The organism is Halomonas huangheensis, assembly GCF_001431725.1.
GTDB classification, from domain to species: Bacteria; Pseudomonadota; Gammaproteobacteria; order Pseudomonadales; family Halomonadaceae; genus Halomonas; species Halomonas huangheensis.
Window position 1 is genome coordinate 560,007 of the sequence record NZ_CP013106.1, and the last position, 16,094, is coordinate 576,100.

Annotated in this window: 14 protein-coding genes; 13 read left to right on the plus strand and 1 reads right to left on the minus strand. The window is 59.0% G+C overall.

The window, feature by feature from the left end:
* The first annotated feature begins 33 nt into the window (after nt 1-33).
* The 13 genes from rpmB (at nt 34) to AR456_RS02700 (ending at nt 13,169) form a co-directional block, all read left to right on the plus strand.
* A complete protein-coding gene (gene rpmB / locus AR456_RS02640) occupies nt 34-270 on the plus strand; it encodes a 50S ribosomal protein L28 (protein ID WP_021819787.1) in 237 nt (78 codons plus the stop codon).
* A 40-nt stretch (nt 271-310) separates the two neighbouring features.
* Nucleotides 311-466, plus strand: a complete 156-nt coding sequence (rpmG, locus tag AR456_RS02645) for a 50S ribosomal protein L33 (protein WP_021819788.1) — start codon at nt 311-313, stop codon at nt 464-466.
* A gap of 163 nt (nt 467-629) precedes the next feature.
* Nucleotides 630-1,487, plus strand: a complete 858-nt coding sequence (gene mutM, locus AR456_RS02650) for a bifunctional DNA-formamidopyrimidine glycosylase/DNA-(apurinic or apyrimidinic site) lyase (RefSeq protein WP_021819789.1) — start codon at nt 630-632, stop codon at nt 1,485-1,487.
* 162 nt (nt 1,488-1,649) lie between these two features.
* A complete protein-coding gene (locus AR456_RS02655) occupies nt 1,650-2,840 on the plus strand; it encodes a class I SAM-dependent rRNA methyltransferase (RefSeq protein ID WP_021819790.1) in 1,191 nt (396 codons plus the stop codon).
* 27 nt (nt 2,841-2,867) lie between these two features.
* On the plus strand, nt 2,868-3,194 hold the full coding sequence (locus AR456_RS02660) for a putative signal transducing protein (RefSeq protein ID WP_021819791.1): 327 nt from the start codon (nt 2,868-2,870) through the stop codon (nt 3,192-3,194).
* A 1-nt stretch (nt 3,195) separates the two neighbouring features.
* Nucleotides 3,196-3,654 (plus strand): acyl-CoA thioesterase, encoded by a 459-nt coding sequence (locus AR456_RS02665; RefSeq protein ID WP_021819792.1) that lies wholly within the window; start codon nt 3,196-3,198, stop codon nt 3,652-3,654.
* Between the two features lie 166 nt (nt 3,655-3,820).
* Nucleotides 3,821-4,897 carry a P-loop NTPase family protein gene (locus AR456_RS02670; protein ID WP_021819793.1) on the plus strand — a complete coding sequence of 359 codons (1,077 nt, stop codon included), beginning with the start codon at nt 3,821-3,823 and terminating at the stop codon, nt 4,895-4,897.
* Complete coding sequence (locus AR456_RS02675) at nt 4,897-6,498, plus strand: ABC transporter transmembrane domain-containing protein (protein WP_021819794.1); 1,602 nt, start codon at nt 4,897-4,899, stop codon at nt 6,496-6,498. Before AR456_RS02670 ends, AR456_RS02675 begins: the two co-directional genes overlap by 1 nt.
* Nucleotides 6,495-8,054 carry a sensor histidine kinase gene (locus AR456_RS02680; RefSeq protein WP_021819795.1) on the plus strand — a complete coding sequence of 520 codons (1,560 nt, stop codon included), beginning with the start codon at nt 6,495-6,497 and terminating at the stop codon, nt 8,052-8,054. Before AR456_RS02675 ends, AR456_RS02680 begins: the two co-directional genes overlap by 4 nt.
* A complete protein-coding gene (locus AR456_RS02685) occupies nt 8,051-8,749 on the plus strand; it encodes a response regulator transcription factor (protein ID WP_021819796.1) in 699 nt (232 codons plus the stop codon). Before AR456_RS02680 ends, AR456_RS02685 begins: the two co-directional genes overlap by 4 nt.
* A gap of 293 nt (nt 8,750-9,042) precedes the next feature.
* Complete coding sequence (ald, locus tag AR456_RS02690; RefSeq protein WP_021819797.1) at nt 9,043-10,158, plus strand: alanine dehydrogenase; 1,116 nt, start codon at nt 9,043-9,045, stop codon at nt 10,156-10,158.
* A 114-nt stretch (nt 10,159-10,272) separates the two neighbouring features.
* Nucleotides 10,273-11,334, plus strand: a complete 1,062-nt coding sequence (trpS, locus tag AR456_RS02695) for a tryptophan--tRNA ligase (protein WP_021819798.1) — start codon at nt 10,273-10,275, stop codon at nt 11,332-11,334.
* A gap of 155 nt (nt 11,335-11,489) precedes the next feature.
* Entirely contained in the window at nt 11,490-13,169 is a 1,680-nt protein-coding gene (locus AR456_RS02700; RefSeq protein WP_021819799.1) for an NAD-dependent malic enzyme, read from the plus strand.
* A gap of 160 nt (nt 13,170-13,329) precedes the next feature.
* On the opposite strand, the gene acnA is transcribed toward AR456_RS02700, so the two are convergent.
* Nucleotides 13,330-16,071 carry an aconitate hydratase AcnA gene (gene acnA, locus AR456_RS02705; RefSeq protein WP_021819800.1) on the minus strand — a complete coding sequence of 914 codons (2,742 nt, stop codon included), beginning with the start codon at nt 16,069-16,071 and terminating at the stop codon, nt 13,330-13,332.
* Nucleotides 16,072-16,094 lie beyond the last annotated feature (23 nt).

Consider the following 16,094-nt stretch of genomic DNA (forward strand, 5'->3'; position numbering starts at 1 on the left):
TTTGAACAACTCGCCACGCGGTTGGAGGCTTCCATGTCCAAAGTATGTCAGGTTACCGGCAAGCGCCCGGTGACTGGTAACAACGTCTCACACTCCCAGCGCAAGACTCGTCGTCGTTTCTTGCCGAACCTGCATTCTCATCGTTTCTGGGTCGAGTCCGAAAAGCGTTTCGTGACCCTGCGCGTCTCTTCCAAGGGCATGCGCATTATCGACAAGAAGGGCATCGATGAGGTGCTCAGCGATATCCGCAAGCGCGGCGACGCTGTCTAAGCCGAGCTGACGTTCCACGCGACTTTCTGGGAGAAACGAAATGCGTGACAAGATTCGTATGGTGTCAAGCGCCGGTACTGGCCACTTCTACACCACCGACAAGAACAAGCGTAACACTCCGGACAAGCTGGAAATGAAGAAGTTTGACCCGGTTGTTCGCAAGCACGTGATGTACAAGGAAGCCAAGATCAAGTAATGCGATTTGCTGATCCAGGTGGTCAGCTGATCTGCAGCTTGATGCTCTGCTTCCTCCGCAGGCGAAGCGTCTGTCTCGAGAACCCGGCCCGCAGGTCGGGTTCTTGCGTATGGCGAGCTCCTCGTCCGTACTTCTCTTTCCCAGCCAGTTGCCGAGATAGCCGATGCCGGAACTGCCCGAGGTTGAAACGACGCGACGTGGTATTGCGCCTCATGTCGAGGGGCGTGAGATTCGCGAGGTTATCGTGCGGGAGTCGCGTATGCGCACTCCGGTGCCGACCGACTTCGATGATCGCTTGATCGGTGCTCGCTTCGGTAGTCTGCAGCGGCGTGCCAAGTATCTACTGCTGCCGTTGCATGATGGCGAGGATGCCAGTCATGAGCGCGGTACGCTGATCTGGCACCTGGGCATGTCCGGCAGTCTGCGTATCGTGCGCCTTGGCGAGATGCCCAGAAAGCACGATCATATTGATGTGGTGCTCGATGATGGCGTGATTCTGCGTTATCACGATCCGCGGCGATTCGGCTTTGTCGACTGGTTGCGTGGTTCTGTCGGTGAAGAAAACCTGGTCAGCGAAGATCCACGACTGTCGCGGCTCGGTCCTGAGCCGTTATCGGATGCCTTCGATGGTGCTCGCCTGTTTGATCGCTCACGTGGGCGGCGTATTGCAGTGAAGCCCTTCCTGATGGATAACGCTGTGGTGGTCGGAGTGGGTAATATCTACGCTGCCGAGGCGCTGTTCCTTGCTGGTATCGATCCGCGTACCGCTGCCGGGCGTATTTCTCGAGAGCGCTATGATCGCCTTGCCGCGGCCTGCCGTGAAGTGCTGGCTGCAGCGATTACCCAGGGCGGAACAACACTGCGTGATTTTGTCAGCGGTACGGGTGAACCAGGCTACTTCGCTCAGCGTCTCAATGTCTACGGTCGGCATGGAGAGCCCTGTCGACGCTGTGGTGCCGAATTGCGTCTGGTGACGCTGGGGCAGAGGGCCAGTGTATTCTGTCCTGACTGTCAGCACTGAGCTTGAGTTTGAGTTTGTTGCTCTCTGTCTTCTTGGCTCTCTGTCTTCGTCGCACACTGAGCGTGTTGCCCACCGCATTGACGTACTCCTGAAACCCGCTCATGAAGCCCGCTACTCACATCCTGGCGGCCTCCATTTCCCCATTCAAGGAATCTGATTACCGTGACTCGCTCACTGCGCCTGAAAAAGAATGCTGATCGCCGTATCAAGGCCGGTCACCTGTGGCTGTATTCCAATGAGATCGATATCGCCGAGACGCCGTTGAAAGGCTTTCAGGCCGGCGAACAGGTCATTATTGAAGAGGCCAACGGTAGGGCGATCGGACTGGCCTACGTCAACCCGAATTCGCTGATCTGTGCTCGGGTGGTGTCTCGCGACCCCAGTATGCGTCTCGATCGTTCGCTGCTGGTCCATCGCCTCAAGCAGGCACTGGCACTACGCGAGCAGTTGTTCAAGGAACCGTACTACCGACTGGTGCATGGTGAGGCCGACCTGTTGCCTGGCCTGGTTATCGACCGTTTTGGTGATGTGCTGGTGCTGCAGCTCAACACCTTCGGCATGGAAGCGGTGAAGGACGAGCTGCTGGATGCGCTGGACAAGGTAATCTCACCCGCGTGTGTAGTGTTGCGTAATGACACCAGTGGCCGCCGCCAGGAAGGCCTTGAGCAGCAGGTCGAAGTGGTCAAGGGCAGCCTGCCGGAGCAGGTGCTGCTGCGTGAGAATGGGGTGACCTTCGCCGCTGCTGTGCTGGATGGCCAGAAAACAGGCTGGTTCTATGACCATCGCGTCAACCGTGCGTGGCTCAATCAGCATGTGGCAGGCAAGCGTGTTCTCGATCTTTTCAGCTATGTAGGTGGCTGGGGCGTGCAGGCGGCGGCGAATGGTGCCAGCGAGGTACTATGCGTGGATGCCAGTGAGCGCGCCCTGGAGCGAGTCGCTGAGAATGCGGCCTTGAACGGCTTGCATGAGCAGGTCGCTATCGGTCAGGGCGATGCCTTTGAAGTGCTGTCTGCCCTGCGTGCCGAAGGCGAGAAGTTTGATGTCGTGGTACTCGATCCCCCGGCCTTCATCAAGAAACGCAAGGATATTCCCAATGGTGAGCGAGCCTACGGCAAGCTCAATCGTGAGGCCATGCGTTTGTTGGGTCGTGATGGTCTACTGCTGTCAGCATCCTGTTCCATGCACCTCGCTCCGGAACGTTTGACGGATGTGGTGCGCGGCGCCATTCGTCATCAGGATCGCCAGGGGCAGATCGTCTATCAGGGCCATCAGGGCCCCGATCATCCGGTGCATCCGGCGATTCCCGAGACGTCCTATCTCAAGGCGCTGGGTGTGCGCGTATTCCGCGACTGATAACCTGAAAGGGTCACGGAGGAGAGCATGACGACAGTCCCATGGGTGCTGGTTTTTGTACATAGCAACGCCATGCTGGTAGGCCATGTGAATAATCTGCTCGAAGCCGCCGGGATCCGTTGTGAACTGCGTAACATGACTCTGGCGGGCGGCGCCGGTGAGCTGCCGCCTCTGGAGTGTGAACCCCAGGTCTGGGTGGCAGCACACAACCAGCAACGTGCCGAACAGGTGATTCGCGATGCGCTGGACGCGTCTGAAGCCAAGCCGGAATGGCAATGCCGGCGCTGTGGAGAGCGCCTCGAAGGCGCCTTCGATACCTGCTGGAACTGTGGGGCCGAGCGCGAGGAAGGGTGATATGTCGCAAGTGGCTGAACTCGAGTGGGACCTCCCGCAACCGTTCGTAATTGAACTGGAAGTGGGCGACGAAGCCATTGATCACTATGGCCATGCCAACAACGCCGAATACCTGCGCTGGGTGGAACGTGCCAGTTGGGAGCATTCGGCCCAGCTTGGTTTGACGCTGGCGCATTACCAGCAATTGGACCGGGGTATGGCTGTCCATCGCCATGAGTTGGATTATCTGGCGCCGTGTTTTGTCGGTGAGCGGCTGGCGATGGCCACCTGGATTGTCCAATGTGATGGACGCCTGACGCTGACACGATGCTTCCAATTACAGCGCATTGCAGACGGCGTGACATTACTGCGCGCACAGACCCGCTATGCTTGTATCGCGCTTTCCACAGGGCGACCCAGGCGTTTGCCCGAGAGTTTCATCCGTGGCTATGGCGGGGCCGTCGTCAGCGCCGAGGCATGAGTATTGTCGCTTTCGGGGCATGTTGTCGTGTGTCGGCGACACTCTGGCTTGAGGCAATTCAGCAATAATTCATCTCATGTTCATGTTTGGCTAACTGCCTCGTCAGGACGTCACAGAGGCTCGTCCGTAGTATCCGCGTGTGCTGAACCACACTGAGGATCTCGCCATGACCAGCATGACACCCTTTCCGTCTGACCGTAGCCACGCAATGGCCAAGTGGGCCTTCACCACACGCCGAGTCCGGCGCCAGGATGTGCATGGCGTAGCACCCTTGAGCAGTGAGGCTCAGTCAGGTGACCTGTTGTTGTGTCGGATCCGCGCAGTCAATCAGCATCGTAGGATTCAACTGGCCAGTGGTCGTCATTCGGAGGGGTATCCCGGAGACCAGGTGGTGCTGTGTCTTGGTGATCGCTATGCGCCGGATCAGTTCATGGGGCGCGCGGCCATTGCTGCGGACTCCATGGATCTACTCGCTGGGGGCGGTGTCGCTGGGTTGGTCGAAGCCGCGCATCGGCGCATGTCGCGCCCGACTGAGTTGGAGCCGCTGGGTCTGTTGACTGACCGCCAGGGTCAGGTGATCAATATCGCGAGTTATGCCCTGCCAACCATGACCGCGCCTTCCGATATTACGGTGCTGGGTGTCTTCGGGGCCTCGATGAATGGAGGCAAGACCACCGCAGCAGTAAGCCTGGCCCACGGCCTCCAGGCAGCGGGCTTGCGGGTTGCGGGTATCAAGGCCACCGGAACAGGTGCCTTCGGTGACTACAATGCCTTCGCTGACGCGTCCATTGCTGTCAGTGACTTCACTGATGCAGGTATGGCTTCGACCTATCGCATGCCGTTGGAACGCATCGAGAAAGGGTTCGCCACTCTGGTTGGTCATGCTGCTCGTGAGGGCGCTCAGGTTGCCGTAGTCGAGATTGCCGATGGCGTGCTGCAGCAGGAAACGGCGGCCATTCTGAACGGTTCAAGTATCGTACAACGCCTTGACGGTATGTTGTTCGCCGCGCCCGATGCATTGAGTGCGGTTGGTGGTATCAATGTTCTGGCGCAGTCTGGCCATCGTCCCTTCGCTCTCTCCGGCATGTTGAGCCTGTCGGCGCTGGGTGCGCGCGAGGCAGAATCTGCCACTGGGTTGCCTGTTCTGACCCGTGAGCAACTCTGGGCCCCCGAAACTATCATGCCGCTGGTGCAAGGGTACTTGCGCAAGAGCTCTGCGGTGACAGGAACGGCAGCAGCCTGATGTCATTGCCTGCCATCTCCGGAGGGCGGCGCGGTATTGATATGTCGCTGGTGGCTGGCATGGGGGTGATGCAGGCCATACTGATGATCATCAATGCCTTTGCCACCCGAGACCTGTTTCTCGCCCTGCATACATCCAGTCCTCTGCCGGTGATGGATCTGGCAACCCTGGTGCTGGCCGCGTTGGCGATTGCTGCGCTCCAGGCCCTGGCTCGAGTCAGGGCAGAAGCTATCGGTCAGAGCTATAACCTCGAGCTTCGCCAGCGTCTGTTCGAGGCCATTGCCGGGATGCCGACCGAGCAACGTGATGGCCGTCGTCTTGGCGGACTGTCATTGCGGTTCGTCGGTGACCTGAGTGCAGCTCGAGGTTGGGTCGGGTTGGGTATTACCCGACTGTTGTCAGGTGTCATCGTATTGCCTATGGCTGGGCTGTGCCTGTGGTGGTTGAATCCTTTGCTTGCCCTGGCGGGTGGTATTCCAATATTGCTGGCGGTGGCGGTTTCACTGGCAATGGGCAGCGCGCTCAATCGTCTGCACCACAACTTGCGTCGACGTCGCGCTGGTGTGGCTATTGCCGCCATGGAGCGTATCAGTATCGCGCGAGAGCTGGCGTTGATGAATCGCTTGCCACGCGAGTTGAGCTATCTCGAACGCAAGGGCTCTCGATCAGCGGATGATGCAGTGCAGCGTGTGCATCGAGTTGCCCTGTTGAGAGCCGTACCCAATGCCTCGTTGGGAATTTCCGCAGCCGCCATACTCTGGATCGCGGCGCAGGTCGGCATTCCTGTCGCCGAAGCGGCAGCGGCACTGTCGGTGTTGGCGGTTCTGGTTCTGCCCCTCAAGGAGTTCGTCGGGGTGTGGGACCGTTACAATGGATGGCGTATTGCACGAAGAAAGTGTCAGCGTCTGTTGGCGGAAGCGAGCGTGGTACCACGTCCGCGCCGGCAGCGTCGTGCCGTAGGTATCGACCTGGATAATATCTCGGTAGGCGGGGTATCGCTCAATCTCACCATTCGCCCCGGTCAGTGTGTGCGCATTGTGGCACGAGACGGTGATCAGGCCGGAATGCTGGTGGAGGCGATAGCCTTGCGGCGCTGTTGTGACACAGGCACCATCCGCTTCAGCAGCAACGAGTTGCCAGCAATATTATATGTCTGTGATACGCCAACCGTACTTCGGGGTAGTCTACGCCGTGCCTTGACCCTGGCGGCTGCGGCACGTCCAGGCGACGAGCGTCTGCGAGAAGTCGCCGTTGGCTGCGGTCTGGGTGAGTTGCTGAAGCGCCTGGGAGGCCTTGATGGCCGACTGGCTGAGCAGGGACGTAACCTGTTGCCCGGGGAGCGAATGCGGCTGTCCGTCGTTCAGGCGTTGGTTGCCCGGCCGGATATCATCGTCATCAATAGCCGGCTGTGGCCAGGCTTGGCAGATGGTCAGGCGCTATTGGAGCTGCTGGTGGCAACCGGCGCGACGCTGGTGCACACGTTGCCGGAAGGCATTGACGCTGGTAACAGCCATGTGCTGGTCGTGCAGGCATCCGACAGGGAGTGGAGCATTCAGCCGTCGGCGCCACAGGAAGAGGTCTTACGTACGGATACGCAATGAAGATAGTGGGGGTCGTCGCTGGCTATACCTTGATTCTGTTGACCATGGCCATCGGTGGTGCGCTGCTGGCTTTCTGGAACGTTGAACGCACGACCTGGCTGACCGACCGCATGAACCTTGCGCACCGCTCCTATAGTGCCCACCTGCGACTATCGGCACACAGCTATCAATTGTTCAAGCAGTTCGGCGATGCGGTGGTGATCGGTGATCAGGATGGAGGGCGTGGGGAGCGCGAGATGATTGCGCGAGTTCTCGAGGACATCAGTGAGATTCGCTCGATCATTTACGCAGAGATTCGTCTGGCAGGAGAAGGAGAGCGCGAGGAGCTGGTTGTCAGTGAAAGGATCGCCAGCAAGCTCAACGCGTTGATCATCGAATTCGATGACTTGATTCGTAGTGGTCAGAGCCTTGACCCGGTAACACGCTGGCTACGTTTCTCGAGCCTGTTGGACGAAAGGATTGATCAGGAGTTTCGTTCGCTCATGGAAGGTGCGATCAGGGAAGAAAGTGAAGAAGCCGAAGCGGCTCGTCAGGCATTGGCGGAAGGTGCGCGGCGAATTCGTATCATCGCCATGGTCTTTGCGTTGATGGCCACGTTGCTGACGTTGGCGGTAACCATCTATTACCGCAGGCGGGTGGCATGGCCGCTGAAGCGCTTGATGCTGGGTGTTGAGCAGATGCGTGCTGGTGACTTCAACCGCCCGATCACGGTATCGGGACGTGATGAAGTTAGTCATATCAGTCACTTGATCAACCAGTTGGCATCAGATGTTGATGAACATCGTCAGGCACTGGAGCGGCAGAACGCGCGCCTCGAAAGCGCCGTCGCCGAGCGTACCAGGGAGCTCGAACGCCTGCTGGAGGAAGCTCGCCAGGCAGAGCGCAACCGTCGGCGACTGCTGGCCGAAGTCAGCCATGAGCTCAGGACGCCGCTGACTATCATCCATGGTGAAAGCGACGTGGCGTTGCGCGGGCGGCATACCTCGGAAGGCGAATATCGTGAGGCGTTGAAGCGCACGCGTGAAGTGGCCGCACACACCTCAGCACTGATCGGGGATCTGTTGTTCATCGCTCGCCAGGAGGGCGGTAACCCGAGTCTCCAGTGCGAGTCCGTTGATCTGGTTGTTTTTCTCAAGGATGCATTGAGCCTGGCGCCGCGGCTGGTGTCACTGGATACCACTTTGTCGCAAGCCTTCATCTGTGGCGATCGTCTGCGTCTGAGGCAGTCAGTGCTGGCACTGCTGCAGAATGCGAGGTTGTACGGTGGTGAATACCTGGTTGTTGGCCTCCAGGCCAAGGGTGACGATTTCCGTATTGCCGTCGAGGATGATGGGCCGGGGCTCAGCGACACCGATAAGGAGCTGGTGTTCGAACGCTTCTTTCGAGGCACCAACGCGGCACGGAATTATACCGAGGGCAGTGGGCTGGGGTTACCGATCGTGCGCTCCATCGCCCGAGCCCATGGTGGTGATGCCGGGTTGTACGACCGCGATGGAGGAGGCCTGGTGGTATATCTGGATTTACCTCGCGGCGGTGCCGTGGAGGTGTGCTCATGAATATTCTGGTGATTGAGGATGAAGACCGCGTTGCCGATTTCATCTGTCGAGGTTTACGCGGTGAGGGCTGGTGTGCGACACACTGCGGCGATGGCGAAAGCGCACTGACAATGCTCCGTGACAATGTGTTTGACGTCGTGCTGCTGGACATCGTGTTGCCCGGGATCACAGGGCACGAAGTCTGTTCGCGAATGCGTGCGGGCGAGGATCATACGCCGGTGCTGATGCTCACTGCACTGGATGCCACCGACGAAAAGGTCACGGGGCTGCGCCGAGGCGCTGACGATTATCTCTCCAAACCCTTCAGTTTCGATGAGCTGATTGCCCGTATCGAGGCTTTGCATCGCCGTGCCGCGGCATTCGCCCCGACGACGACTGGCAAGGGCAGCAGTGCCGTTCAGTTCGATCGCGAGGCACTGTGCTTGAGGGTCGGCGGTGAAAGTGTGACGCTGTCGACGCGCGAGCGGGATCTGGTGGTGCTGTTGCTGGCCAATAGTGGCCGGGTGCTCAGCCGCGAGCGAATTCTCAATTCCATCTGGGGGCTCAATACAGACCCCATGACCAATACGGTCGATGTCTACATTGCCCGTCTGCGCAAGAAGCTGGGCTGTTACGCAGGTCGAATCACCACTGTGCGTGGCGCTGGCTACCGCTATGATGAAACACCGCTGACCGCTTCAGACCAACCTGGCTGAGCGCTGTTTTCTGCTGAAGCGCACGCTATCGAGCCGTGCCTTGTTGGGTTGCACTTTGGGTGTAGATGGCGTGTTTCTTGCTGGCAATACTCCACTCTGGCGAATGTTTTTTGGCTGAAAAAATGCCAGCTTCCTGTTTTTTCCGTTTTTGTTTTGCTCCCCACACAGGAAAAAACTCATGTGCTGTAATGCAGTTGACGTTGTTTCAACCATCAAAGGTGTCAACTCCAACCGTACATCAGGTTTGGCACGGTAGCCGTGTTGAACCCAGCAGTCATCAAGGGAGCAAAGTCATGCGTATTGGCGTGCCTGGAGAAATCAAGAACCACGAGTATCGCGTAGCGCTTACCCCCAGCGGAGCACGGGAGTTGGTGGATCGTGGGCATACCGTTGTTGTCCAGCAGGGTGCTGGTGACGGTGCCGGCTTTGCCGATAGCGCCTATGAAGCTGCCGGTGCATCCATTGAAGCCGATGTGGCCGCGCTGTGGGACGGCGCCGAGCTGATCCTCAAGGTCAAGGAGCCTCAGGCCGAAGAAGTCGCGCGCCTGAAGCCGGAGCATACTCTATTCACTTATCTCCACCTGGCGGCTGAGCAGCAGCTGACTCAAGGCCTGATCGACAGCGGTGCCACCTGCATTGCCTACGAGACGATTAGCGCCGTTCAGGGTGGTTTGCCGCTGTTGGCACCGATGAGCACGGTGGCGGGGCGTATGGCAGTGCAGGCCGGTGCGCATAGCCTCGAAAAGGCCCAGGGTGGTGCTGGTGTGCTGCTGCCCGGGGTGCCCGGCGTAGCGCCGGCGCGAGTGACGGTCATTGGTGGTGGGGTCGTCGGTGAGAATGCCGCACGCATGGCGCTGGGGCTGGGTGCTGAGGTCACGGTACTGGACCGCTCCATACCGCGTCTCGAGACCCTCGATGATCGCTATCAGGGCCGCATGAAGACCGTATTCTCCACCGCGGATGCTGTCGAGGAAGCCGCTCGCGAATCGGACCTGATCATCGGTGCTGTACTGGTGCCTGGGGCTGCTGCGCCAAAGCTGATCACTCGTGAGATGCTGTCGCTGATGAAGCCCGGCGCGGTGCTGGTTGATGTTGCCATCGACCAGGGTGGATGCTTCGAGACCAGCCGACCAACCACTCATGCCGAACCGACCTATATCGTGGATGGTGTGGTGCATTATTGCGTAGCCAACATGCCGGGTGCGGTGGCGCGCACCTCCACCCAGGCGTTGACCAATGCCACTCAGCCATTTGTTGTTGCCCTGGCCAACAAGGGATGGCGCAAGGCGCTGCAGGACGATATCCACTTCGCGGCAGGGCTCAATGTCCATGCTGGCAAGGTGACCTATGCTGCAGTAGCAGAGGCTTTCGGAATGGATCATGTGCCGGTGGCAACTCTGCTGAACTGATCGTTTACCCCCGTCAGCACGCCACAGCTCAATGGCAGGCGTGCTGGCGTTCGCCTTGAACGGGGCTCCGCGTTACCATAGCGGGCATTCTTGATTGAGCAGAGTTCCGAGCCCATGTCCGCACCTTCCGCCTCGACCCCTTCGGCCAACGATGATCAGGGCCAGCACAAGACCCGCGTCCTGACCGGCATTACCACGACGGGTACACCACATCTCGGTAATTATATCGGCGCCATCAAGCCGGCTATCGAAGCCAGTCTTGACCCCAACGTACAGTCCTTCTATTTCCTTGCCGACCTGCACGCACTGATCAAGTGTCAGGACGCTCGGCGGGTACAGGAATCACGTCTCGAGATCGCCGCTACCTGGCTGGCACTGGGGCTGGATACCGACAATGCCATCTTCTATCGTCAGTCGGATATTCCTGAAATCCCCGAGCTGACCTGGATGATGTCTTGTGTATGCGCTAAGGGGCTGATGAACCGAGCTCACGCCTACAAGGCGGCGGTAGCCGAGAACGAGGAAGCCGGTAACCAGGATCCGGACAAGGGCGTCACCATGGGCCTGTTCGGCTATCCGGTGCTGATGGCTGCCGACATTCTCATGTTCAACGCCAACCGGGTGCCGGTGGGCCGCGACCAGGTTCAGCACATCGAGATGGCTCGTGACATGGCGGGGCGTTTCAATCACCTCTACAAGGACAATTTCTTCACTTTGCCGGAGGCAGTGGTCGATGAGCGCGTTCAGGTGCTCAACGGGCTCGATGGGCGCAAGATGTCCAAGAGTTACAACAACACTATTCCTCTGTTTGTCGCTGAAAAGAAACTGCTCAAGCTGGTACGCAAGATCAAGACCAACTCACTGGAACCAGGTGAGCCCAAGGATCCTGATACCTGCACCCTGTTCCAGATCTATTCGGCCTTTGCTTCTGCGGAAGAGACTCGGGCAATGCGCGATGATTACGCTGCCGGTATTGGCTGGGGTGATGCCAAGAATCGCGTGTTTGAATATCTCAACGAACATCTGCGTGAACCGCGTGAGCGCTATCAGGCACTGCTCGAGGATCCGGCCCACATCGAGCAGGTATTGTTGCGTGGTGCCGAGCGTGCACGAGAGCAGGCGGCTCCGTTGATGGATAGGTTGCGCGTCGCAGCGGGTCTCGGCCGCTTCGTCTGAATGCTCAGGTGGCGGGAGCTGTCTGGTCAGTTGGCCAGAGCACGCATTATGCCCGCCAGTCCTGACTTCCGTGCACAGCGACGTGCTAGAGTAGCCGCAAAGTGCCATCAGAAGCACAAACACGGCCCTGACCCAGTTACCGAATGAGAGCAGCGATGAGCAAACCTACCAAGCGTCCACTCTATATTCCCTATGCGGGCCCTTCATTGCTGGAGATGCCGTTGTTGAACAAGGGCAGCGCGTTCTCCCAGCGGGAGCGTCTGCAGTTCAACCTGATCGGGCTTCTGCCGCAGACTGTCGAAGGTATCGACGAGCAGGTGGAGCGCGCCTACTCCCAGTATGGCAAGTGCCAGAATGATCTGGATCGTCATATTTATCTGCGCGCCATTCAGGATGACAACGAGACGCTGTTCTTCCGTCTCGTGTCAGAACACCTCGAGGAAATGCTGCCGATCATCTATACCCCGACGGTAGGGCAGGCCTGTGAGGAGTTCTCGAACATCTACCGCAACCACCGCGGGTTGTTCATCTCCTGGCCGGATCGCGAGCATATGGATGACATCCTGCGCAGCGCGACCAAGGATAACGTCAAGGTCATCGTGGTCACCGACGGCGAGCGGATCCTCGGTCTGGGTGATCAGGGGATCGGAGGTATGGGAATCCCGATCGGCAAGTTGTCGCTGTACACCGCCTGCGGTGGGATCAGCCCGGCCAATACTCTGCCGATCATGCTCGATGTCGGCACCAACAATCAGACGCTACTCGACGATCCCCGTTACATGGGCTGGCGCCACCCGCGTATCAGCCAGGAGGAGTACGACGAGTTTATCGAGACCTTCATTCAGGCGGTCAAGCGTCGCTGGCCCAAGGTACTGCTGCAGTTCGAAGACTTTGCTCAGGCCAATGCTGTGCCGTTGCTGGAGCGTTATCGTGATGAGCTGTGCTGCTTCAACGATGATGTGCAGGGTACTGCGGCAGTCTGTGTCGGTACGTTGATGGCGGCTTGCCAGGCACGTGGCGAAGGTATGGCTCAGCAGCGAGTGGTTTTTGTTGGCTCGGGGTCTGCCGGCTGTGGTATCGCGGAAATGGTCGTGGTGGCGATGATGGCCGAGGGGCTGACCGAGGCCCAGGCACGGCAGCGCGTATTCATGGTCGACCGCGAAGGGTTGGTCACAGAAGACCAGAGCTGGTTGCGTGACTTCCAGCGTCGCCTGGCTCAGCCCACCAGTCTTGTGGATGACTGGGAAGGTCAGTCACTGCTCGAGGTTGTGAGTCAGGTCAAGCCGACGGTGTTGCTCGGGGTCTGTGGTCAGCCAGGGATCTTTACCGAGGACGTGGTCAAGGCCATGCACGCTGGCTGCAGAACACCGCTGATCATGCCGCTGTCCAACCCCACCAGACGCGCGGAGGCGACGCCGGAAGATGTCCTCAAGTGGACCAACGGCGAAGCCATGGTGGCCACCGGTAGCCCCTTTGATCCGGTTGAAATCAATGGCCGTAGTATTCCGATCGCTCAGTGCAACAACGCTTATATATTCCCGGGTATTGGACTGGGTGTAGTCGCCAGCGGCGCCCGTCATGTTACCGATGCCATGCTGATGGCTGCATCTCGTGCCCTGGCCCGTGAAGCGCCGATCGTCAAGTCCGGTGAAGGTTCGATGCTACCGCCGTTGTCGCGTATCCGTGAGATTTCCGAAGCGATTGCCTTTGATGTCGCGGCCCAGGCGCAGCATGAGGGTGTGGCGCTGAAGAGTGATGGAGCCAAGCTGCGCCAGGCCATTCAGAAGTGCTGCTGGACACCGGAGTATCGTGACTATCGTCGTCGGGCGTTCTAGCGAGTCGCACAGCGACACGAGCTGTAAGTTACAAGTTGTGAGCGGTAAGTGAGAACCAGCAAAATGCCGCGGCCAATGGCCGCGGCATTTTTTCATCAGTCCTGTGTTGGTCGGTTCTTACAGCTCCACCACCTTGCGCGCGCGGGGTGGTGGAGTGTCCTCAGGCTGCGCCGATCATCCTGCGCAGTACATAGTGGAGGATGCCGCCGTGGCGGTAGTACTCCAGCTCGTTGGCGGTGTCGATACGACACAGGGCTTCGATGCTCTTGTCACCCTTGTCGCTGTGGATGGTTACCTTGACCTTGCTGCCCGGAGCCAGGTCGCTCAAGCCTTCGATCGAGATGCTTTCATCTCCGGTCATGCCCAGCGATTTGCGGTCCTCGCCTTCCGGGAACTGCAGCGGAACCACACCCATGCCGATCAGGTTGGAGCGGTGAATGCGCTCGTAGGACTCGGTCAGCACGGCGCGTACACCCAGCAGCAGCGTGCCCTTGGCCGCCCAGTCGCGTGAGGAGCCGGTGCCATACTCCTTGCCGGCAATCACCACCAGTGGCGTGCCTTCCTGCTGATAGCGCATGGCGGCATCGTAGATGGCCATTTGTTCGCCACTGGGCACATGACGGGTTTCTCCACCGACCACGCCGTCAAGCATCTCGTTCTGGATGCGAACGTTGGCAAAGGTGCCGCGCATCATGACTTCATGGTTGCCACGCCGCGAGCCATAGGAGTTGAAGTCGACCACCTTGACGCCATTCTCCTGCAGGTAGCGGCCGGCTGGACTGTCCGGCTTGATCGCACCTGCTGGTGAAATGTGGTCGGTGGTTACCGAGTCGCCAAGCATGGCAAGAATCCGCGCCTGCTTGACATCCTCGATGGGGGACGGGTCCCGCCCCATACCTTCGAAGAATGGCGGGTGCTGGATATAGGTAGAGTCACTGCTCCACTCATAGACTTCGCTCTGCGGTACGTCGATGGCCCGCCAGACGTCATCGCCGTTGAATACCTCAGCGTACTCCTTGTGGAACATTGCGGTGTTGACCTTCTCCACTGCCTCGGCGACTTCCTTCTGTGATGGCCAGATATCCTTGAGATAGACCGGGTTGCCATCACTGTCCTCGCCAAGTGGATCCTTGATCAGGTCGCAACGTACGTTACCCGCGAGGGCAAAGGCCACCACCAGCGGCGGTGATGCGAGCCAGTTGGTCTTGACCAGCGGATGAACGCGGCCTTCGAAGTTGCGGTTGCCGGACAGCACCGAGGCGACGGTGAGATCACCGTTCTTCACGGCTTCCTCGATAGGCTCGGGTAATGGGCCGGAGTTACCGATGCAGGTGGTGCAGCCATAGCCCACCAGGTTGAAGCCCAGCTCATTGAGGTCATCCTGTAACTCGGCGGCTGCCAGGTAGTCGGTGACCACCTTGGAGCCGGGGGCTAATGAGGTCTTGACCCAGGGCTGCGTCTTGAGGCCTTTCTTGAGAGCATTTCTGGCCAATAGACCTGCCGCCATCATCACGCTGGGATTGGAGGTGTTGGTGCAGGAGGTAATAGCGGCAATCACCACGGCGCCGGGATCGAGGCTGAAGTTTTCACCGTCGTGCTCGACCTGCTGGCTCTCCGCGTGGCGATAGCTGCGTGCGACACCGACTGCGGTCTGGCCTCCTTCGGCGTCAAGATTGGCACTGCGTTCACTGTCCACCGACTGGCCATTGCCCTGCATCAACTTCTCGAAAGTTGCGCTTAGGTCCTTGAGAGCGACGCGATCCTGGGGACGCTTGGGGCCGGCAAGACTGGCTTCGACGTCATCCATGTCGAGTTCCAGTGCATCGGTGAAAATCGGCTCATGGCCGGGTTCGCGCCATAGTCCCTGCTCCTTGCAGTAGGCTTCGACCAGCGCAATCTGCTGGTCTTCGCGCCCTGATAGGCGCATGTAGGTCAGGGTCTCGTTATCCACAGGGAAGAAACCGCAAGTCGCGCCATACTCAGGTGCCATGTTGGCGATGGTTGCGCGGTCGGCCAATGGCAGGTCCTTGAGACCATCGCCGTAGAACTCGACGAACTTGCCGACGACGCCTTTCTTGCGCAGCATCTCGGTGACAGTCAGCACCAGATCGGTGGCGGTGATGCCTTCACGTAGTTTGCCGGTCAGTTTGAAGCCGATGACTTCAGGAATCAGCATCGACACTGGCTGACCCAGCATGGCCGCTTCGGCCTCGATGCCGCCGACACCCCATCCGAGCACACCGAGGCCGTTGATCATGGTGGTGTGGGAATCAGTGCCCACCAGCGTATCGGGGTAGGCGAGGGTCCTGCCGTCCTCGTCCTTCGTCCATACCGTCTTGCCCAGATATTCAAGATTGACCTGGTGACAGATACCGGTGCCCGGCGGCACCACGCGGAAGTTGTCGAATGCCTGCTGGCCCCAGCGCAGAAATTCATAGCGCTCGCGGTTGCGATCCATTTCCAGCGCCACGTTGTCCTTGAAGGAGCTGGGATCGCCGAAGTGATCTACCATCACCGAGTGGTCGATGACCAGGTCTACCGGCGAGAGTGGGTTGATGCGTGATGGTTGCTCTCCCAGAGCTTCTACGGCAGCGCGCATCGAGGCGAGGTCAACCACACCTGGCACGCCGGTGAAGTCCTGCATCAGTACGCGGGCAGGGCGATAACCGATTTCGCGATCGGAGCGGCCTTCCTTCTGCCAATCGATCAGCGCCTGAACATCCTCGACGTTGACGCTATCGTCATCGGCAAACCTGAGCTGATTCTCGAGCAGTATCTTGAGCGTCATCGGTAGGCGAGAAATGTCGCCCAGTGCCTGCGCAGCCTTGTTTAGACTGTGGATTTCCCAGGACTGGTCACCGACCTTGAGTGTCTGACGGGTATCCGGAAGTGAAGTTGTCATGCTGTCCTCCTGAGGCTGAGTAT